The sequence below is a fragment of the Candidatus Methylomirabilota bacterium genome, assembly GCA_035936835.1.
In the GTDB taxonomy this organism is placed as follows: Bacteria; Methylomirabilota; Methylomirabilia; order Rokubacteriales; family CSP1-6; genus AR37.
This window is the reverse complement of sequence record DASYVT010000021.1, coordinates 21,140-39,487: the sequence shown is the minus strand read 5'-3', so window position 1 is coordinate 39,487 and position 18,348 is coordinate 21,140. Positions and strand designations below refer to the sequence as shown.

19 protein-coding genes and 1 pseudogene are annotated in these 18,348 nt (G+C 69.9%); 16 read left to right on the top strand and 4 right to left on the bottom strand.

Features of this window, described 5'->3' with window-relative positions; genetic code table 11:
• Nucleotides 1-468, top strand: a 468-nt coding sequence (locus VGV06_01905) for a 2OG-Fe(II) oxygenase (GenBank protein HEV2053908.1), incomplete at its 5' end; no start/stop codon positions are given.
• Between the two features lie 9 nt (nt 469-477).
• Here VGV06_01905 and VGV06_01900 read toward each other — a convergent pair.
• The 3 genes from VGV06_01900 to VGV06_01890 are packed head-to-tail and all read right to left on the bottom strand — an operon-like array spanning nt 478 to nt 3,759.
• Nucleotides 478-1,401 carry an LLM class F420-dependent oxidoreductase gene (locus VGV06_01900; protein HEV2053907.1) on the bottom strand — a complete coding sequence of 308 codons (924 nt, stop codon included), beginning with the start codon at nt 1,399-1,401 and terminating at the stop codon, nt 478-480.
• A gap of 3 nt (nt 1,402-1,404) precedes the next feature.
• Nucleotides 1,405-3,009: an AMP-binding protein gene (locus VGV06_01895; protein ID HEV2053906.1), complete on the bottom strand. Its 1,605-nt coding sequence runs from the start codon at nt 3,007-3,009 to the stop codon at nt 1,405-1,407.
• A 48-nt stretch (nt 3,010-3,057) separates the two neighbouring features.
• On the bottom strand, nt 3,058-3,759 hold the full coding sequence (locus VGV06_01890; GenBank protein ID HEV2053905.1) for a PIG-L deacetylase family protein: 702 nt from the start codon (nt 3,757-3,759) through the stop codon (nt 3,058-3,060).
• Nucleotides 3,760-3,825: 66 nt separating this feature from the next.
• Here VGV06_01890 and VGV06_01885 point away from each other — a divergent pair, with 66 nt between their 5' ends.
• The 9 genes from VGV06_01885 (at nt 3,826) to VGV06_01845 (ending at nt 13,232) form a co-directional block, all read left to right on the top strand.
• Entirely contained in the window at nt 3,826-4,005 is a 180-nt protein-coding gene (locus VGV06_01885; GenBank protein ID HEV2053904.1) for a hypothetical protein, read from the top strand.
• Nucleotides 4,002-5,501, top strand: coding sequence for a hypothetical protein (locus VGV06_01880; GenBank protein HEV2053903.1), 1,500 nt, complete (start codon nt 4,002-4,004; stop codon nt 5,499-5,501). Before VGV06_01885 ends, VGV06_01880 begins: the two co-directional genes overlap by 4 nt.
• A gap of 12 nt (nt 5,502-5,513) precedes the next feature.
• On the top strand, nt 5,514-8,282 hold the full coding sequence (uvrA, locus tag VGV06_01875; GenBank protein ID HEV2053902.1) for an excinuclease ABC subunit UvrA: 2,769 nt from the start codon (nt 5,514-5,516) through the stop codon (nt 8,280-8,282).
• Nucleotides 8,279-9,697: a pyruvate kinase gene (gene pyk / locus VGV06_01870; GenBank protein HEV2053901.1), complete on the top strand. Its 1,419-nt coding sequence runs from the start codon at nt 8,279-8,281 to the stop codon at nt 9,695-9,697. Before uvrA ends, pyk begins: the two co-directional genes overlap by 4 nt.
• 22 nt (nt 9,698-9,719) lie before the next feature.
• Nucleotides 9,720-10,508, top strand: coding sequence for an enoyl-CoA hydratase-related protein (locus VGV06_01865; protein HEV2053900.1), 789 nt, complete (start codon nt 9,720-9,722; stop codon nt 10,506-10,508).
• 4 nt (nt 10,509-10,512) lie between these two features.
• On the top strand, nt 10,513-11,859 hold the full coding sequence (locus VGV06_01860; protein ID HEV2053899.1) for a hypothetical protein: 1,347 nt from the start codon (nt 10,513-10,515) through the stop codon (nt 11,857-11,859).
• Complete coding sequence (locus VGV06_01855; GenBank protein ID HEV2053898.1) at nt 11,860-12,390, top strand: DinB family protein; 531 nt, start codon at nt 11,860-11,862, stop codon at nt 12,388-12,390.
• A gap of 14 nt (nt 12,391-12,404) precedes the next feature.
• On the top strand, nt 12,405-12,794 hold the full coding sequence (locus tag VGV06_01850) for a Rid family detoxifying hydrolase (protein ID HEV2053897.1): 390 nt from the start codon (nt 12,405-12,407) through the stop codon (nt 12,792-12,794).
• 63 nt (nt 12,795-12,857) lie between these two features.
• A complete protein-coding gene (locus tag VGV06_01845; protein HEV2053896.1) occupies nt 12,858-13,232 on the top strand; it encodes a hypothetical protein in 375 nt (124 codons plus the stop codon).
• Here the strand turns inward: VGV06_01845 and VGV06_01840 are convergent, their stop codons facing one another.
• Complete coding sequence (locus tag VGV06_01840; protein HEV2053895.1) at nt 13,233-13,925, bottom strand: SUMF1/EgtB/PvdO family nonheme iron enzyme; 693 nt, start codon at nt 13,923-13,925, stop codon at nt 13,233-13,235.
• Between VGV06_01840 and VGV06_01835 the strand changes: the two genes are divergently transcribed.
• From VGV06_01835 to VGV06_01810, 6 genes and pseudogenes are all read left to right on the top strand, one after another.
• Nucleotides 13,924-15,093, top strand: a complete 1,170-nt coding sequence (locus VGV06_01835; protein ID HEV2053894.1) for a pyridoxal phosphate-dependent aminotransferase — start codon at nt 13,924-13,926, stop codon at nt 15,091-15,093. The two genes, VGV06_01840 and VGV06_01835, sit on opposite strands and share 2 nt — an antisense overlap.
• 8 nt (nt 15,094-15,101) lie before the next feature.
• Entirely contained in the window at nt 15,102-15,599 is a 498-nt protein-coding gene (locus VGV06_01830) for a MaoC family dehydratase N-terminal domain-containing protein (GenBank protein ID HEV2053893.1), read from the top strand.
• On the top strand, nt 15,596-16,030 hold the full coding sequence (locus VGV06_01825) for an acyl dehydratase (GenBank protein ID HEV2053892.1): 435 nt from the start codon (nt 15,596-15,598) through the stop codon (nt 16,028-16,030). The genes VGV06_01830 and VGV06_01825 overlap by 4 nt, the downstream gene beginning before the upstream one ends.
• Nucleotides 16,031-16,035: 5 nt before the next feature.
• On the top strand, nt 16,036-17,676 hold the full coding sequence (locus VGV06_01820; protein HEV2053891.1) for a thiamine pyrophosphate-binding protein: 1,641 nt from the start codon (nt 16,036-16,038) through the stop codon (nt 17,674-17,676).
• A 15-nt stretch (nt 17,677-17,691) separates the two neighbouring features.
• The gene (locus VGV06_01815; GenBank protein ID HEV2053890.1) at nt 17,692-18,117 is read left to right on the top strand and encodes a hypothetical protein; all 426 of its coding nucleotides are present in this window, start codon (nt 17,692-17,694) and stop codon (nt 18,115-18,117) included.
• Between the two features lie 12 nt (nt 18,118-18,129).
• Nucleotides 18,130-18,345 (top strand): annotated as a pseudogene (locus VGV06_01810) (thioredoxin family protein).
• Nucleotides 18,346-18,348 lie beyond the last annotated feature (3 nt).

Sequence of the window (18,348 nt, the reverse complement as noted above, 5' to 3'; positions counted from 1 at the left end):
GAGCGCGCCTACCCACCGCTGGCGGTCCTCGCCAACCGATGGGAGGCCGCGCTCAAGACGCGCGTGCGCCACTCCGCGGACCTCGCGGGGCTGCTGGCTCTCTGCGCGCGCCGCGGCCAGAAGAAGCCCACGCCGCTCCTGCTGCGCTATGATGCCGGAGGCTACAACTGCCTTCACCAGGATCTCTACGGCGAGGTGGTCTTTCCCATCCAGCTGACGGTGCTGCTGAGCGAGCCGGGCAAGGACTTCGAGGGCGGGGAGTTCCTCCTGGTCGAGCAGCGCCCGCGCGCCCAGTCGCGGGGCAGCGTGGCGCGCCTCGAGCAGGGCGAGGCGGTGATCTTCACGACGCGATACCGGCCCGCGGCGGGCGCCCGCGGCCACCACCGCGTCAACATGCGCCACGGCGTGAGCCGCGTCCTCTCAGGCGAGCGCTACACGTTGGGCGTCATCTTCCACAACGCCGCGTAGCGCGCCCCGCTACGCCTCGGCGAGCGGCCGGATGTCGCGCGCGAAGGTCTCGAAGGTGCGCACCATATGGGCGAGGTCGCGGTAGCTCGCCTCCATCAGCACGTGGCTCACCCCGAGAGCCTTGAAGCGCCTGAGATCCTCGACGATCTCCTCCGGCGTGCCCTGGAGCGCCTTGCGGTCCGGTCCGCCCGGGGCCGGGCGGATGGCGAGGCCCGCGCGCATCGTGATGGTCAGCTCGTCGAACCGCCGGTTCTGCCTGGCGCACTCCGCGCGCAGCTCGCCGAGGCCGCTCTCGAGGCCGACCGCGGTGGGGAAGGCCGCGTGCCAGCCGTCCGCCAGCGCGACGATGCGCCTGAGCGCGGGCTTGGCGTGCCCACCCATCCAGATGGGGATGTCGCCGCGGACGGGCTTTGGAAAGCAGCCGATGTCGTCGAAGTTGAAGAAGCGCCCGTGAAAGCTGGTGCGCTCGTCCCGCCAGCAGGCGCGCATGATCCGGATCGCCTCGTCGGACCAGGCGCCGCGCTCCGCGAACGGCGCGCCGAGGAGCTCGATCTCCTCGCGCATCCACCCGACGCCCGCGCCCAGGATGACGCGGCCGCCCGAGAGGTGGTCGAGCGTGGCCAGCGTCTTCGCCGCCAGCACCGGGTGGCGGTGGGGCAGGACGAGGACCGTGGTGCCGAGCTTCGCGCGCTCGGTCACCCCGGCGACCATGGCGAGCGCCGTCAGCGGCTCGAGGAAGGTCGCGTCCGGCGGGAGCGGGAACTGTCCCGTGTCGCTGTACGGATAGCGCGAGCGGATCGTGTGCGGGATGACGATGTGGTCGCTCGCCCAGAGGCTCTCGTAGCCGAGCCGCTCCATCTCTCGCGCGAAGGTGAGCAGGCTCGTGCGCGTCGCGGCGGGACCGAAAATGGGCAGGTGGCAGCCGAATTCCACGCCCTATTCCCTGTGAGCGCCCGACGCGTAGACGAGGAGGTCGCCCAGCTCGCCGGCGGCGATCATCTGGACGAGGCGGGAGCGCTGGATCTTACCGCTCGACGTCTTGGGGATGGTGCCCGGGCGGACGAGGAGGACTCGGGCGGGGCGGTGGCCGCGCCCCTGGTGGACGCGCTGGACGATCTCGCGGACTATCCCGCTCAACGCCTCCGTGTCGTCGGCGCCCTCGCGCACCTCGGCGACGACGTGGAGGCGCTGGCTGCCGGTCCGCTCGCTGTCGATGCCGACGGCGGCCGAGTACCGCACGCCGGGGATGTGGTCCACGATCTCCTCGACGTCGACGGGCACGATGTTCTCACCGCCCACGATGATGAGGTCCTTGAGCCGCCCGGTGACGAAGAGATAGCCCTCGCGGTCGACGAATCCGAGATCACCGGTGCGCAGCCAACCGTCGGAGGAGACCACCCGGCGCGTCGCCTCGGGGTTGTTGTAGTAGCCCTGCATGACGCCGGGGCTCTTGACGCAGATCTCGCCCTCGAGCCCTGGCGCGACCGGCCCCGCCTCGTCGGCGATCCTGACCGACACGCCCCTGCAGGGCTGCCCGACCGAGAGGAACCTGCCCGACGGGTCGGGGCGGAGCGGCGTCCGCCGCGGCCAGATGGCCACGGCCAGCGTCGCCTCGGCCAGCCCGTAGCAGGGCGTGATCACGTTCTGGACGCCGAACTTCTTCTCGAACGCCTCGATGGTGCTGAGGCGCACGGGCTCGGCGCCCGAGAGCGCCTGCTTGACCGAGGAGAGATCGATGCCCGAGACATCGCCGATGTTGCGCACGCAGTTGCGGAAGCCGAAGTCCGGGGACACGGTGAAGGTCGCCCGCACCTTGGTCACGAGCTCGAGCCAGGTGCGCGGGTTCTTGAGGTCGGGCGGCAGGAGCCACAGGTCCGCGCCCATCGAGGACGGCGTGAAGGCGCAGCCGATCAACCCCATGTCGTGGTAAAGCGGCAGCCACGACACGACCACGTCCTCGCGGGTGAGCTGAGCCGCCTCGGCCATGAGGGCGACGGTCTGCGTGACGTTGGCGTGGCTCAGCACCACGCCGCGAGGATTGCCGGTGCTGCCCGAGGTGTACTGGATGAAGGCGGTGTCGGTCTCGTGAGGCGTGGGGAAGGCGGGCGAGGGCCCGTCCACTTCGAGGTCCTGGGGCTCGAGCACGTGCCGGATATTGGACGCGGCGGCCTGGCTCTCCTCCACGCCCTTGCGAAACCAGCCGATGGTGGCGACGGCCTTGGCCTCGGAGTCGCGGAAGACGCCCGCCGTCGCCTCGACGCCCAGCGTCGGGTAGAGCGGCACCGGCACGGCGCCCAGCCGGAGCGCGCCGAAAAAGGTGAAGAAGAACTCCTTGCACGTGGGATAGATCAGGCAGACCTTGTCGCCGCGGTCGATGCCCGCGCGGCGGAGCCCGGCGGCGTAGCGGGCGCTTTCCTTCCAGAGCTGGCCGTAGGTGACCGTCTCGTCGTAAAGATGGAAGTACGACGCATCCGGCTCGGCCGAGACCCTCAGGCCCATCAGCTCCGCCAGCGTCGTCGGCGTCGTTGTCGATCCCGCCATCAGGGGAGTCCTCCGCGATCAGGGTGCGCGCGCGGGCCGGGCCCGCTGCTAACGCTCGATCAGGATGCGGTCGAAGGTCTCGGCGTAGGCGTAGCCCTTCGGTTTTCCCAGCACGGCGCCGCGCTCTCGGACGCGCTTTTCCATCCCCGCCATGTCCGGAAGCTGGCTCACGTGGCACTGGAGCGCCTTGATCTTGAGGTCGATCGTGTCGGAGGTGTCGACGACGATCTCGGGGTCGTCCCACCACATCATGTGCACCTCCTTGACCCTGTGCGGCTCGAGCCCCTGCGCCATCAGCTCGGGGAACGCCATGTGGTCCCGCGCCAGGGGGTAGACGCAGTCGAGCGCGATGCCGGCGGCCACCCGGTGGTCGCGGTGGGAGCCGCCGAGATTCTTCGTCCGGTTCGGATTCTGACAGATGATGAGGTCCGGCTTGTGGCGTCTGATGGCGGCCGTGACGGCCATCCGGGACTCGCGGGTGTTCTCGAGCTCGCAATCCGGGAAACCGAGGAAGTCCACCGTGTCTACTCCAAGAACGCGCGCGGCGTTCCGCTGCTCCTCCTCGCGGATCCCGACCAGCCGTTCGGGTGTCATGCTGCGGTCGCTCGAGCCCTTGTTGCCGTTCGTGAGAATGCAGTAGATGACGGTCTTGCCTTCCCTCGTGAGCTTCGCCACGGTGCCGCCCGCGCCGAACTCCGAATCGTCCGGGTGCGCGGTCACGACCATCACACGCTTGATCCGCTCGGGCATGTCCTCTCCTCGTTCGGGGTTGAGAGCTTCGGCCATTCTACCCCGATTTGCTATGATGCGGCCGTCGTGAGAACTGCGCTCCCCGCCGTCCTCCTGCTGCTCCTGCTGGCCGCCTACCCGCTCATTGGCGCGCTGCCCTCCGAGGCCGGCAGCATCCGCGTCGCGGGCCTTTCCGTGCTGTGGTGGTACGGCGCCGTCGTCGCGCCCGCGCTCGCGTGGCTGGCGGCGGTGGTCCTCCACCGGTGATCTCCGGCGCGCGCACCCTGGCCGTCTGGCTCACCCCGGCCGCGTGGCTCGCGCTGCCGGCCCTTGTCCTCGAGGGCGGGCCCGACGGCGTCTGGGCGGGGCTCCTGCTCCTGGTCGCTCCGCTCCTGGCGCTCGCGGTGGCGGGCGGCGATGCGCGGGCGGCCCAGCCCGCCCGCGACGCCCTCTTCCCAGTCGTCGTCTTCCTCCTCGTCGCCGGGCTTCTCCTCTGGGCCAGCCTGGTGCTGGCGGGTGACGTGGCCGCGTGGCTCGGCGCGCCGCGCTGGCGGGGCATCGGGATCGCTGCGGGCGGGGCATGGCTCCTCGTGATCTGGCGCAAGGCCGGGCGTCTCGTGCCGTGGCTTCTCCTCGCCGGGATCCTCGGCCTGGCCGTGCCCTTGTTGGTCGTCGCACGCGGGGCCGCTGTGGGCCCGCTGGGCGCCTGGGAGCGGGTAGCCTCACAGCCCGCGTTCCGGTTTCCCGCTTCGAGCCCGTGGGTCAGCGCCGGGCGCGAGCTGCGCGCAGGGCGCGGGCACGGCGTGCTGGTCTTCGAGGAGGAGCACCGGATCACGGCGACCGGCCCGGCCCAGATTCACGTCCGCGCGCGCGACGGCGCGCGGGTGAGCGAGAGCGACTGGGAGCTCCAGCCAGGGCAGTCGGTGACGCTCCGACCCGGCGACGAGCTGACGTGTCCTCCGGGGGCGCGGCTGCGTTTCGAAGCGGGCAAGGCCGTCCCCGGAGCGCCGACTTCCGGGATCGCCTGGGCGGACGGCCGGCGTGGCGATTCCTCGCGGCGCTGGGGGCTTCTGCTCACGCTGACGGGCGGCGCGCTCGCTCTCATCGGGTATGGCGCAACTGCCAGGGTCACTCGCCGCCAGATGGCCGCCGTCGGCGCGGGGCTCCTCGCGGTCTTCGTCTGGGGAATCGGCTGGGCCGTCTACTGCGCGCTCGGCGCCCCCGATATCTTCCTGGGCGGCATCGCCCTCGAGCGGCTGGTGAGGCCGCCGTCCTTGTCTTGGGCAGCAGGCGTTGGGGCCGCGGGCGCGGGGCGCTTCGTCCTGGCGCTCGTGCCGGTGGCCGGGCTCGCGAGCTTCTTCGCCTCGAGCGTGGCGCTTCGCGAGCGGATCGGCGGGCTCGACGTCACAGGAGGCGGAGAGATCGGCCATGATCTCGGCCTCTGGTCGGCGATCATCGGCGCGGCGGCGGTGGCGAGCTTCTGGCCTACCGAGCCGTGGGTGCTCGTTCTAACAGCACTGGGACTCGCGGCGTCCACCCTCGCGCCGGCGGTGCTGCTGCCGCCCCCCGCGGCGCGCGCCCGCTGGGGCACCTGGGCGGGGTTCGTGGGGCTCGCGGTCTTCGCCGCCTTAGCGCTCCTGGGGCAGTGGACGGTCGGCGGCTCGTCGGGCTGGGTGGGGCTGCCGCTGGCCTACCCCGCCGTGGTTGCGGCCCCGGCCGCCGCCCTCGTGCTCCGGCTCGCTCGGCGCGCGGGCAAGGGCTAGAATGGGGCTCCGATGGCCAACGACCGGATCGTCATCCGCGGGGCGCGCGAGCACAACCTCAAGTCTATAGACCTCGAGATCCCCCGCGACCAGCTGGTGGTCCTGACGGGGCTCTCCGGCTCCGGCAAGTCCTCGCTGGCCTTCGACACCATCTACGCCGAGGGCCAGCGGCGCTACGTCGAGTCGCTCTCCGCCTACGCGCGGCAGTTCCTCGAGCAGATGGAAAAGCCCGACGTCGACTCGATCGAGGGGCTGTCGCCCGCGATCTCGATCGAGCAAAAGACGACCTCGAAGAACCCGCGCTCGACCGTCGGCACGGTCACCGAGATCTACGACTACCTCCGCGTGCTCTTCGCGCGGATCGGCGTGCCGCACTGCCCGTCGTGCGGCGTCGTGATCTCCGCGCAGACGGTCCAGCAGATGGTCGACCGCGTCATGGCGCTGCCCCAGGGCAGCCGCCTCATCGTGCTGGCGCCGGTCGTCAGGGGGCGCAAGGGCGAGTATCGCAAGCTCTTCTTCGACCTGCGCCGCCAGGGGTATGTCCGGGTCCGCGTCAACGGCCAGTTCCACGAGCTGAGCGAGGAGATCGAGCTCGCCAAGACCAAGAAGCACACGATCGAGGTGGTCGTGGACCGCCTGGTGATCCGGGACACGCTCGGCTCGCGGCTCAACGACTCGCTCGAGACCGCGCTCCGCCTGGCCGAGGGCGTGGTCCAGGTCGAGGTGGCGGACGGCCCGTCCCACATCTTCTCGGAGCGGCTGGCCTGCGCCGCGTGCGGCATCTCTTTCCCGGAGGTGTCGCCGCGCATGTTCTCGTTCAACAGCCCCTACGGCGCCTGCGTCGAGTGCGGCGGGATCGGCTCGCGGTACGAGATCGACCCGGCCCTCGTGGCGCCGAACCCCGCCCGGTCACTGAAGGACGGGGCGCTCGCCCCCTGGGCCGGCGCGGGAGCCTCGACCTTCAAGCAGACGCTCAACGTGCTCGCCCGCCGCTACAAGTTCGATCTCGCGACGCCATGGGGGAAGCTCACGAAAAAGACGCGGGACATCATCCTCCACGGCGAGGCCGGCGACGGCTTCGAGGGGGCCGTGAAGATTCTCGAGCGCCGATACAAGGAGACGCTGTCCCCCGAGGTGAGACAGGATCTCGAGCGCTTCATGGCGCTCAGGGACTGCCCCGCCTGCCGGGGCTCGCGCCTCCGGCCCGAGACGCTCGCCGTCAAGATCGCGGGGCGCTCCATCGCGGACGTCGTCCGGTTCTCCATCAAGTCCGCGCGCCAGTTCTTCGACACGCTGACGCTCTCCGAGCGGGACGCCCAGATCGCGCGCCGCGTGCTCAAGGAGATCCGCGAGAGGCTGGGCTTCCTGGCCCACGTCGGGCTCGACTACCTGACGCTCGACCGCGGCGCCGCCACGCTGTCCGGCGGCGAGGGGCAGCGGATCCGCCTCGCGACCCAGATCGGCTCGAGCCTGGTCGGCGTGCTCTACATCCTCGACGAGCCCAGCATCGGGCTCCACCAGCGGGACAACAGCCGGCTCCTCGACACGCTCAAGCGGCTGCGGGACCTCGGCAACACCGTGCTCGTGGTGGAGCACGACGAGGAGACGATCCGCGCGGCCGATTTCGTCGTGGACCTGGGGCCGGGGGCGGGAGAGCTGGGCGGCTACTTGGTCGCCGTCGGCACGCCCGAGGAGATCGCCGCGCACCCCGCCTCGCTCACGGGCAGGTTCCTCTCCGGCGTCGAGGAGATCGCCATCCCGAAGAAGCGCCGCGCGCCCAACGGCAAGCACGTCATTATCCACAACCCGCGCGAGCACAACCTGAAGGGCATGGCGGTCAAGATTCCGCTCGGCACCTTCACGGCCGTGACCGGGGTCTCGGGCTCGGGCAAGTCCACGCTCGTCAACGACATCCTGTACCGGGCGCTCGCGCAGATGCTCCACCGCGCCCAGGAGCGACCGGGCGAGCACGACAGGATCGAGGGCGCCCAGCACCTCGACAAGGTCATCGACATCGACCAGTCGCCCATCGGGCGGACGCCGCGCTCCAACCCGGCGACCTACACGGGCGTCTTCACCCTGATCCGGACGCTGTTCGCGCGGACGTCGGATGCGCGGATGCGCGGCTATCAGCCCGGGCGCTTCTCCTTCAACGTCAAGGGCGGCCGCTGCGAGGCCTGCCAGGGCGACGGCCTGGTCAAGATCGAGATGCACTTCCTGCCCGACGTCTACGTCACCTGCGAGGTCTGCAAGGCCAAGCGCTACAACCGCGAGACGCTCGAGGTGCGCTACAAGGGCAAGAACATCGCCGAGGTCCTCGACATGACGGTGGCCGAGGCGCTCGGGTTCTTCGACCCGGTGCCGGCGATCAAGCAGAAGCTCAAGACGCTCCACGACGTCGGGCTCGACTACATCCGCCTCGGCCAGTCGGCAACCACGCTGTCGGGCGGGGAGGCCCAGCGCGTCAAGCTCGCCACGGAGCTCTCGCGCCGGGCCACGGGGCGGACCCTCTACATCCTCGACGAGCCCACGACGGGCCTGCACTTCGCTGACATCCGGCGGCTGCTCGAGGTGCTGAACCAGCTCGTAGACCAGGGGAACACGGTGGTGATCATCGAGCACAACGTGGACGTCATCAAGACCGCCGACTGGATCATCGATCTCGGGCCCGAGGGGGGCAACGACGGCGGCCGCCTGGTCGCCTCCGGCACTCCGGAAGACCTCGCCCGGCAGGCGGCCAAGTCCTACACGGGGCAGGTCCTCAAGAAGAAGCTCAAGTGAGACGCACGCGGATCGTGTGCACCATTGGCCCGGCCAGCCGGGAGCCGCTCATGCTCCGCAAGCTGGTCGCGGCAGGCATGGACGTCGCGCGGCTCAACTTCTCCCACGGTACTCACGACGAACACGCGGCCGCGATCCGCGCCATCCGCGACGGTGAAGCCGAGTGGGGTCACCCGGTCACCATCATCCAGGACCTCCAGGGCCCCAAGGGCAGGCTCGGCAACTTCGTCGGCGGCCGCGCCATGCTCCTCGCGGGCGAGCCCTTCGTGCTGACGGCCGAGACGGTGCCGGGAACGGCCGCGCGCGCCTCGCTCGACGACCCGAAGCTCTTCGCCTCGCTCAAGCCCGGCGACCAGATCTGGATGGACGACGGCACGATCCAGCTCGTCGTCGAGCGGGTGGAAGCGCGCGAGGCGCACTGCCGCATCACGGCCGGCGGGGTCGTGTCCGACCACAAGGGCGTGTCGCTGCCGGGGCTGCCGCTGCCGGTCTCCTGTCTCACGGCCAAGGACAAGGACGATCTCCGCTTCGGGATCGAGCACGGCGTGGATTACGTCGCCGTGTCGTTCGTGCGCTCCTCCTCCGACATCCAGGAGGTGCGCAAGTTCCTCCTGGAGCAGCGGGCGAGCCTGCCCATCATCGCGAAGCTCGAGCGCGCGGAGATCGTCGCCAACCTGCCGGGCATTCTCGCCCTCGTGGACGCGGTCATGGTGGCGCGCGGCGATCTCGGCCTCGAGGTGCCGCTCGAAGAGGTGCCGATCATCCAGCGTGACGTGATCAGGCAGGCGCGGCTCGCCAAGGTGCCCGTCATCGTCGCCACGCAGATGCTCGAGTCCATGGTTACCTACCTCCGCCCCACCCGGGCAGAAGTGACCGACGTCGCCACGGCCATCTTCGAGGGCGCGGACGCGATCATGCTGTCGGCCGAGACGGCTTCGGGCCGGCATCCCGTGGAGGCGGTCGAGGTCATGTCGCGCGTGGCGGCCCGCGCCGAGCGCGAGACCTCGCGGGCCGCGGCCCTGCCGCCTCGCCCGGAGGCGTACGGCTTCCCCGAGGCCGTCGCGGAGTCGGCCTGCCGCGCCGCCGAGGTGCTCCACGCCAAGGCCATCGTCGCTTTTACCCAGTCGGGCTTCAGCGCGCGGCTTATCTCCTCCGAGCGGCCCGACGTGCCGGTGGTGGCGCTCACGCCCTTTCCGGAAGTCCAGCGTCGGCTCGGCCTCTACTGGGGGGTCAGCTCCCGCCTCGTTAGAAAAGTCGAGACCACGGACGAGATGGTCCACGAGGTCGAGGCGACCCTCCTCGGCGACGGGACGGTGCGCAACGGCGACGTGATCGTCATCATCTCGGGCGCGCCCATGTGGGTCACCGGCACGACCAATCTCTTGAAGCTGCACCGCGTCGGCGATCGCCGTTAAGCGTCGCCATAAGGAGAGTCGCATGGGTTACGAGACCATCCGCTATGACGTCGAGGACGCGGTCGCGACCATCACGCTGAACCGCCCCCTTGCCTACAACGCGCTGAACCTGGCGCTCGGCCGCGATCTCTTCCACGCCACGCTCGACGCGGACGAGGATCGCGCGGTGCGCTGCATCGTCGTGACGGGCGCGGGCAAGGCGTTCTGCGCGGGTGGCGACGTCAAGGACTTCAACGACAGTCCCGACCGCATCGGCATCCTCATCAAGGAGCTGACGACCTATCTCCATGGCTCGGTTTCGCGGCTCACCCGTACGGCCAAGCCCGTCGTCATGGCCGTCAACGGCATCGCCGCCGGGGGCGGTATGAGCCTGGCGCTCTGCGGGGACCTCGTGGTCGCGGCCGAGTCGGCCAAGTTCACCATGGCGTATTCCAGGATCGCCGCCTCGCCCGACGGCTCGTCTTCCTACTTCCTGCCGCGCATGATCGGCCTGCGGCGCGCGCTCGAGCTCCACTACACCAACCGAGTGCTCTCGGCCCGCGAGGCCATGGACTGGGGGCTCGTCAACCGCGTCCATCCCGACGCCGAGTTCCCGGCAGCGGTGGCGGCGCTGGCCACAGAGCTCGCCCAAGGGCCGACGCTCGCCTTCGGCCGGGCCAAGCTCCTCTTCCACCAGTCCACGCAGGAAAGCCTCGAGACCCAGATGGAGCTCGAGGCTCAGGCCATCGCCGCCAGCGGCCACACGGAAGACTTCAAGAACGGCGTCGCGGCGTTTGCCAAGAAGCAGCCGGTGGTCTTCCACGGCCGATAGGAGCGTGATCGTCCGCTTCTTCGTCTCGGCACTTGTGATCCTGACGCTGGCGGCGTCGGCGCAGGCGTGGCCGCTCTCGTACGGCGGGCCCAGCGCGAACCGGGTTGCCGCGGGGAAGGGGACCTTCCCCCGCCTGCTCGTGATCTCCGCCGTTGGCGAAGCGCCGTTTCGCTGGATTGTCTCGCTGCCGCCCAAGCGGCTCGCCGGCATCGACGCCAACGGCACCTTGTGGATCTTCGAGCTCGGCCGGACGGAGCTCCAGGTGCTGGGACGCTACGGCGAGGTCGCGAGCCCCGACGGCCCGCCTGTCGTTGTCGCGCTCGGCGAGGGGCGGAGCGCGGTTGTGGCCGTGTCGCCCGACGGCCGCCTCCTCGTGTGGAGCGAGGGCGTGCTTCGCGCGTTCGACGTTGGTGGCGCCCTGTCCCGGCTGACCTCGCCTGTTCCCGTCACCCTCGAGGGAAAGGGTTGGGACGACCTCCTGGCCGTGGCCGCCGACGGCGCCCTCGTGCTCATCGGAAGCCTCCCCTCCGGTCCCCGCGTGGTTTCACGCGTGGACGCGCAGGCGCTGCCCGACTCGCGGATCACGCTCGGCAGCCTGGACGGCTCCTCCGGGCTCCAGGCTGTGGTCCTGTCGGACCCGACCGAGCGCTATTCGCACGGCGTCCTCGGAGACAAGCTCGAGGCGTCGGCCGTGACCGTGATCGCCGTCGCGCCCAACGCTCTCACGATCCGGTTCCGCTACGTCGTCCGCGCGCCCGCAGTCCTCGAGGACCTGATCGCGATCATGGCGCCGATCGGCGAAGGCCGTCGCCCGGCGGTGGTCGTCGTCAAGAGCGCGCCGCGCCAGGGCTCCTCGATCCTCGTGCTCGGCTGGCGCGAAGGCGGGCTCGAGGTCCTGGCCGAGGGGCCCGCCTTCGGTCAGAGCAACCGCTGGGTGCACGTGATCGGCGCGGCGGACGTCTCGGGCGGCGGCATTCCCGAGCTGATCGCCGTGAACACGCCGCATCTCTCGGGCGTCTTGGTGGCGTACGAGCGGCGGGGCGCGTCCCTCGTCCCGTCGGGGAAGGCCCTGGGCTACTCCTCGCATGCGGCCGGGTCCCGCAATCAGGACCAGGCCGTGATCGCCGACATGAGCGGCAACGGCCGGCTCGAGGTCATCCTGCCGCGCCAGGGCCGCGACGTGCTGGCCGCGCTGGAGCTGACGGGCGGCCGCTGGGAGGAGCGCTGGGCGCTCCAGCTCACGGGCCCGGTGCAGTCCAACCTTCTGGTGGAAGACCTCGACGGCGACGGCCTGCTTGACCTCGTCGTCGCGGACCGCCGCGGGCTCCACGTGTTCTTGAGCGTGCGGTAAATGGGTCAGTCGGCAGGCAGAATTCCCAAGCTGCCGCCGCTCGAGCTCGGCGCGCGGCTCGACAGGATCCTGGCATGTACCGGACGTCTGCTGGCCGCGCTCCCCGTCAGCGCGCTCGACCACAAGCCGCCCCAGCGTGACCGGAGCGTGCGGGATCTGGCCTTCCACGTCTTCAGGCTGTCGCTGGCCTATGTCGACGGCATGGACATGGGTGAGCTCCGCGAGTCGTGGCTCCAGGAGAAAGCGCCGCCGGACCTCGTCGACGGCCCGGCGGTCGCGCGCTACGGCGCGCTCGTGCGCGGGCGCGTCTCCGGCTGGTTCGAGGGCGCCGGCCCTTCCGAGTACGCTCGCACCATCGAGGTCTGCTACGGTCCGCAGAACGGCCACGATCTGCTCGAGCGCACCACGTGGCACGCGGCCCGGCACCTCCGCCAGCTCTATGCCCTGGCCGCCGACCTCGGCGTCACGCCGCCGGAACCGCTACCCACATCGGACTTCGAGGGGCTGCCGCTCCCGGCAAGCCTCTGGTAGTCAAGGAGAACTCAATGGCGAAGAAGTTCGTGGTCCAGACAAACAAGGCGCCCGAACCCCTCCAGGGCGCGCCCTACTCGCAGGCCATGAAGGTGGACAATCTCGTCTTCGTCTCCGGCCAGATCGCTCTCAAGCCCGGCGAGACCGCGCTCACGGGCTCATCCGTTGGCGAGCAGACCGAGCAGATCTTCGCCAACCTCAAGGCCATCCTCGACAGCTGCGGCAGCAGACTCGACCGGATGGTCAAGGCCACGGTGTTCCTCGCGCGGATGGAAGATTTCGCCGAGATGAACCTGGTCTACAAGCGCCACGCGGGGACGCAGCCGCCGGCCCGCTCGACCGTCCAGGTGGCGAAGCTGCCCGCCGGCGCGCTCGTCGAGATCGAAGTCATCGCTCACACGTAATACGGCGCTGTATCCCAGGCGACACACTTGAAATTGATGCGGGCGGAGGGCTAGAGTAGCGCCGTGGACGCCGAGACCCGCGCCTACCTCGACCAGGCCCTGGGAGCCCTCCGAGAGGAGTTCGGTTCCCTGCGAGGGGAGTTCGGTTCCCTGCGAGAGGAGTTCGGGACCCTGCGAGGGGAGTTCGGGACCCTGCGCCAGGAAGTGCGAGATTCCGCCGCCGAAACCCGGCGCCATTTCGACGTCGTGGCGGAGTACCTTCGGCATGACATACGCGGCGTTGCGGAAGGCGTGATCGGCCTCTCTGAACGCGTGGATCGCCTGGGTAGCGGCCTGCGCACGGAGATGAACGAGGGCTTCGCGGCGACCCATGCCGTCGTTCGTGTCGCATTCCAGGAAGTCCGGCGGGACATCGAAGACCTCCGCACAAGTCTGTAGTCAGTCCGCAGTCCGAACCAGCCGGAAGCCGTAGTCGGAGTAGCGCAGGTCGGGCGGCAGGGAGGAGCGGTGGGCGACGGGGCTCCACGGGTCCTGGTGCCGCCAGGCGCCGCCTCGCGAGACGCGCCGCGTGCCGTGCGGCGGCCCCTGCGGGTTCCGCTCGGGTGATGTCGCGTAGTACATTCCGTCCTCCCAGTCGAGACACCACTCGTGGCAGACGCCCGAGAGCGCGACCAGCCCGAGCGGGTTGGCGGCAGTCTCCGTGATCTGGGGGGGCCTGTCGAAGGCCGCTGACACCGGCCTGTCGTTGCCCCACGGGAAGCGCGCGCCTTCGAGCCCGCCGCGAGCCGCCTTCTCCCACTCGGCTTCTGTCGGCAGCCGGCAGCGTCCGCGGCTCGCGCTCGACATCCAGTCGCAGTACAGCGACGCCTCGAACCAGTTGACGCCGACCACGGGCTGCCCCGGATCGCTGAAGCGCGGGTCGCCCCACCAGGGCGGGGGAGCGGCCTCCGCCGCCTCCAGGAAGCGGCTGTACTCGGCGTTGGTCACTGGAGCGTGGGCGATGGCGAAGCCATCGAGCCAGACGCGGTGGCGAGGACGCTCGCCAGGATGCCCCTCCTCCCAGCCCATCCAGAACCAGCCCGCCGCGACCTCCACCAGCTCCATGGCGTCGAGTATAATCGGCGCCATCATGAATTTTGCCGAGCGCATGTCACGGCTGGGTACCGAGTCCGCCTTCGAGGTGCTGGCCCGCGCCAAGGCCCTCGAGCGGCAGGGTAAGGAGATCGTCCACCTCGAGATCGGCGAGCCGGACTTCGACACGCCCGCCCACATCCGTGAGGCGGCCAAGCGGGCCCTCGATGACGGCGCCACGCACTACGGCCCAGCCGCCGGGCTGCCCGAGCTGCGAGAGGCGATCGCCAAGGACATAGGCGGAACGCGCAACATCCCGGTGGCGCCCGAGGAGATCGTGGTGACGCCGGGCGCCAAGCCCATCATGTACTTCGTGATCACCGCGCTGGTGAATCCGGGCGACGAAGTCATCTATCCGAACCCGGGCTTCCCGATCTACGAGTCGGTCATCAACTTCGTGGGCGGCGTCCCCGTGCCCATCCCGCTTCGCGAGGAGAGCGACTTCGGCTTCGACATGGCGGCCTTCGAGAAAGCCGCCTCGAAGAAGACCAAGCTCATCATCATCAACTCCCCGCAGAATCCGACTGGCGGCGTGCTGGGTATGGACCAGCTCGGCCGCATCGCAGAGATCGCCGTCAAGTACCAGATCCCCGTGCTGACCGACGAGATCTACAAGGCGTTCCTCTACGAGGGCGAGTTCGCGTCGATCACGCGCTTCCCCGGGATGCGCGATCTCGCCATCATCCTGGATGGTTTCTCCAAGAGCTATGCAATGACGGGCTGGCGCATGGGCTACGGCGTCATGCCGGTGCCGCTCGCTGAGCACGTCGCCCGACTGATGGTCAACTCGAACTCCTGCACCGCCTCGTTCACCCAGTGGGCGGGCATCGCCGCGCTCCAGGGCGACCAGATGCCGGTGCGCCAGATGGTGGCGGAGTTCAAGCGCCGCCGGGACATCATCGTCGCGGGGCTCAACGCGCTGCCGGGGGTGACGTGCCGGACGCCCAAGGGCGCCTTCTACGTCTTCCCCAACATCAAGGCGATCAAGCGGCCCTCCAGCGAAGTCGCCGAGGCCATCCTCCAGGAAGGCGGCGTGGCCGTGCTCGGCGGCACGGCCTTCGGCCAGTACGGCGAGGGTTACCTGCGCCTGTCGTACGCCAACTCGGAGGCCAACATCCGCAAGGCGCTCGACCGGATGCGCCCCGTCCTGGCTCGCCTCGCCGGCTAACTTCCCCCGTGGCCTACGACGTCAAGGCGGTGAAGAAGCAGTGGGAGGGGTACGAGACCCCGCTCCGATGGGGGCGCTACCCGGTCGAACACGAGCCCATCCGCCGCCACTGCCAGATGCTCGACGACATGAACCCGCGCTTTCTCGAGGACGGGCACTGCCCGCCCGTGATGGTGGATTACTTCGCCTCCCTCGGGCCGTACCCGCCGGCCGACTACGACATCTTCCCGGTGGTCCGCCAGATCCCGACGCCCGGCGACCGGTTGATCAACCTCAACCAGGAGTTCGAGTGGTTCCAGCCCGTGAAGGTGGGCGACCGCCTCGGCGCCAGCCACAAGGTGATCGCCATCCACCAGCGCGGCACCAAGCTCGACCCGCTCTCGGTCTGGATCCGGACCGAGACGACGATCGTCAACCAGAAGGAGGACGTCGTTGCCAAGCGGACCAATCAGATCCTCGTCCACCGCACGCCCGAAGAGATCGCCACGGGGGTGAGCCGGGCATGAGTGCAATGGCGCGCCGGCCAAGTCCGGCCTGGGACGACGTGCAGGAAGGGGAGGAGCTGACCGGCTTCTCGCTCGAGCTGACGCCGACGCGCATGGTCGCCCAGGTCTCGGGCACCCAGGACTTCTACCCGATTCACCACGACCGCGAATTCGCCCAGCAGGCCGGGCACAAGGACATCTTCATCAACACGGCCTTCATCCGCGGCTGCCTCTGCCGCGTGGTCACCGACTGGATGGGCGACGACGGCTTCGTCAAGTCGCTCGGCTTCCAGATGCGGCGGCCGAACTTCGCCGGCGAGACCATCGCGGCCCACGGGCGCGTCAAGAAGAAGGGCCCGGACGGCCGCGTCGACCTCGATCTGTGGCTCGAGAACGCGGGCGAAGTGACCGTCCCAGGCACCGCGACAGTGATCCTGCCCGTTCGGTCCTGACGCCGATGCCCACCGTCGCCGAGATCCTGATCGACGGCCTTCGCCGCGCCGGAGTCCAGCGCATCTTCGGTGTCCCGGGCGGCGGCTCCAACCTCGAGCTGCTCGAGGCCGCGCGTGCGCAGGGTTTGTCCTTCGTCCTCTGCCACCAGGAGTCCGCCGCGTGCATCATGGCCGCCGTGACGGGCGAGCTCGGCGGCGCTCCGGGCGCGGTGTTGTCAACGTTGGGCCCCGGCGTCAGCGCCAGCGCGACCGGCCTCGCCCACGCCTTCCTGGATCGGAGCCCGTTGATCTATCTCTCTGACCGCCACTCTACCTCGGCGCTCGGCTTCGCCACGCACCAGGCCTTCGACCACGCGGCCTTCCTGGCCCCCGTCGTGAAAGGCAGCCTCACCATCACGGCGGAGTCGGCCGGCCACTGGGTCGCCCATGCAGCCCAGCTCGCGATGAAGGAGCCGAGAGGCCCCGTGCATATCGATCTGCCGGCGGACGTTGCGGGCCAGCCTGCCGTGCCGTTCGCGACGACGGCGACGCCCGCGCCGCTGCCACAGCCGGCCGCTGCCGATCTCGATAGCGCGGTGGCGTTGATCAAGAAAGCCAAGCGGCCCGTGGTCCTGGCGGGGCTTCAGTGCCGCGCCGCCGACGCGAAGTGGCTGCGCGCCTTTGCCGAAGCGCTGCCCGCGCCCGTCCTGACCACCTACAAGGCCAAGGGCGCGCTGCCTGATCCTCACCCGCTGGCGATGGGCGTGTTCACGGGCGGCGCGCTCGAGGAGCCCGTGGTTGGTCGCGCCGACCTCATCATCGCATTCGGCCTCGACACGGTCGAGCTGATCCCGCGCCGCTGGAGCTACACAGCCCCCGTGCTGACCTTGGTGCGGGGTCCCTCTGGCGGGCCTGGGCGAAGCGCTGTCGGAGGCGGGGGCTACTTCTCCCCGGCACTCGAGGTGGTGGGCGACCTCGGCCTCATTCTCGAGGAGCTGGCGCCGCGGCTCCACCAGCACCACGCCGACTGGGACGTGGTCGAGGTGGACAGACTGCGCCGCGAGCGACAGCGCGCGCTCGAGATCGGCGTGCCGGGGTTGGCGCCGCATCGGGTGGTCCAGATCACCCGCGAGTTGACTCCAGCTGGGACTATCGCGACCACGGACGCCGGCGCCCACATGTTCCAGGCCGCCGAGTACTGGCAGGCTGTGGAGCCGGGGGAGTTCCTGATCTCGAACGGTCTCGCGACTATGGGCTTCGCGCTGCCGGCGGCCATCGCCGCCCAGCTCGCCTTCCCCGAGCAGCGGGTGGTGTGCTTCACGGGCGACGGCGGCTTCATGATGGTCGCGGCCGAGCTCGAGACGGCCGCGCGACTGCGCCTGCCCATCACCGTCATCGTGTTCAACGACGCGGCGCTCTCGCTCATCGAGATCAAGCAGGAGCAGAAGGGCTACGCCGGCGCGTCCATGCGCTACGGGGGGCCCGATCTTGCGCTCCTCGCGCGCTCGTTCGGCGTGACGGCCTGGACTGCGGCGGACGAGTCGGGCTTCGCCCGCGCGCTCGTCGCCGCGCAGGCCGCGCCGGGACCGACGCTGATCGACGCGCGCATTGATCCATCCGGCTACCGCCGCATGCTCGAGATCGTGCGGGGCGCGCCGCGGGCGTGAGGGTATACTGAGCGCATGGGATACCTCACGGCGCAGGACGAGCAGGCGGTCACGCGGGAGTTCGAGAAGCTCACCGGACCGGTGACGCTGACGGTCTTCGCCTCCGAGCTCGGGCCCGAGAACAACGCCCAGACCGTCTCGCTCATCAAGGAGGTCGCCGCGCTCTCCGAGAAGATCACCGTCAAGGTGATGAATCCCCACATCGAGCGGGACGAGGCCGCGGCCTACGGCGTGTCGGTCACGCCCGCCGTCGCGGTCGAGGGCGCTAAGGACTACGGCATCCGCTTCCTGGGCACCCCGGCGGGCTACGAGTTCTCCAACCTGATCGACTCCATCGTTTCCGTCTCGACCGGCGAAGCGCAGCTCAAGGACGAGACCAAGGCGGCCCTGGCCGGCCTGACCGAAGACGTCATGATCAAGGTCTTCGCCACGCCCACCTGACCGCACTGCCCGCGGGCCGTGCGCCTGGCACAGCACATGTCGATTGCCTCCGAGCACGTCCGGTCCGAGTGCGTCGAGGCGACGGAGTTCCCCGAGCTGTCCCAGCGCTACCAGGTCATGGCGGTACCGAAGATCGTGATCAACGACCGCGTCGAGTTCGAGGGCGCCATCCCGGAGAGCGATTTCGTCAACGCCGTGCTCCAGGCCGTCAGCGCCAAGGAGGTCTAGATG

Coding starts and splice junctions, on each gene's coding strand:
- uvrA (HEV2053902.1), top strand. CDS start 5,514: ATGGCCAACGACCGGATCGTCATCCGCGGGGCGCGCGAGCACAACCTC.
- VGV06_01840 (HEV2053895.1), bottom strand. CDS start 13,925: ATGATGGCGCCGATTATACTCGACGCCATGGAGCTGGTGGAGGTCGCG.
- VGV06_01895 (HEV2053906.1), bottom strand. CDS start 3,009: ATGGCGGGATCGACAACGACGCCGACGACGCTGGCGGAGCTGATGGGC.
- VGV06_01890 (HEV2053905.1), bottom strand. CDS start 3,759: ATGCCCGAGCGGATCAAGCGTGTGATGGTCGTGACCGCGCACCCGGAC.
- VGV06_01865 (HEV2053900.1), top strand. CDS start 9,720: ATGGGTTACGAGACCATCCGCTATGACGTCGAGGACGCGGTCGCGACC.
- VGV06_01820 (HEV2053891.1), top strand. CDS start 16,036: ATGCCCACCGTCGCCGAGATCCTGATCGACGGCCTTCGCCGCGCCGGA.
- VGV06_01850 (HEV2053897.1), top strand. CDS start 12,405: ATGGCGAAGAAGTTCGTGGTCCAGACAAACAAGGCGCCCGAACCCCTC.
- VGV06_01825 (HEV2053892.1), top strand. CDS start 15,596: ATGAGTGCAATGGCGCGCCGGCCAAGTCCGGCCTGGGACGACGTGCAG.
- VGV06_01855 (HEV2053898.1), top strand. CDS start 11,860: ATGGGTCAGTCGGCAGGCAGAATTCCCAAGCTGCCGCCGCTCGAGCTC.
- VGV06_01815 (HEV2053890.1), top strand. CDS start 17,692: ATGGGATACCTCACGGCGCAGGACGAGCAGGCGGTCACGCGGGAGTTC.
- VGV06_01835 (HEV2053894.1), top strand. CDS start 13,924: ATGAATTTTGCCGAGCGCATGTCACGGCTGGGTACCGAGTCCGCCTTC.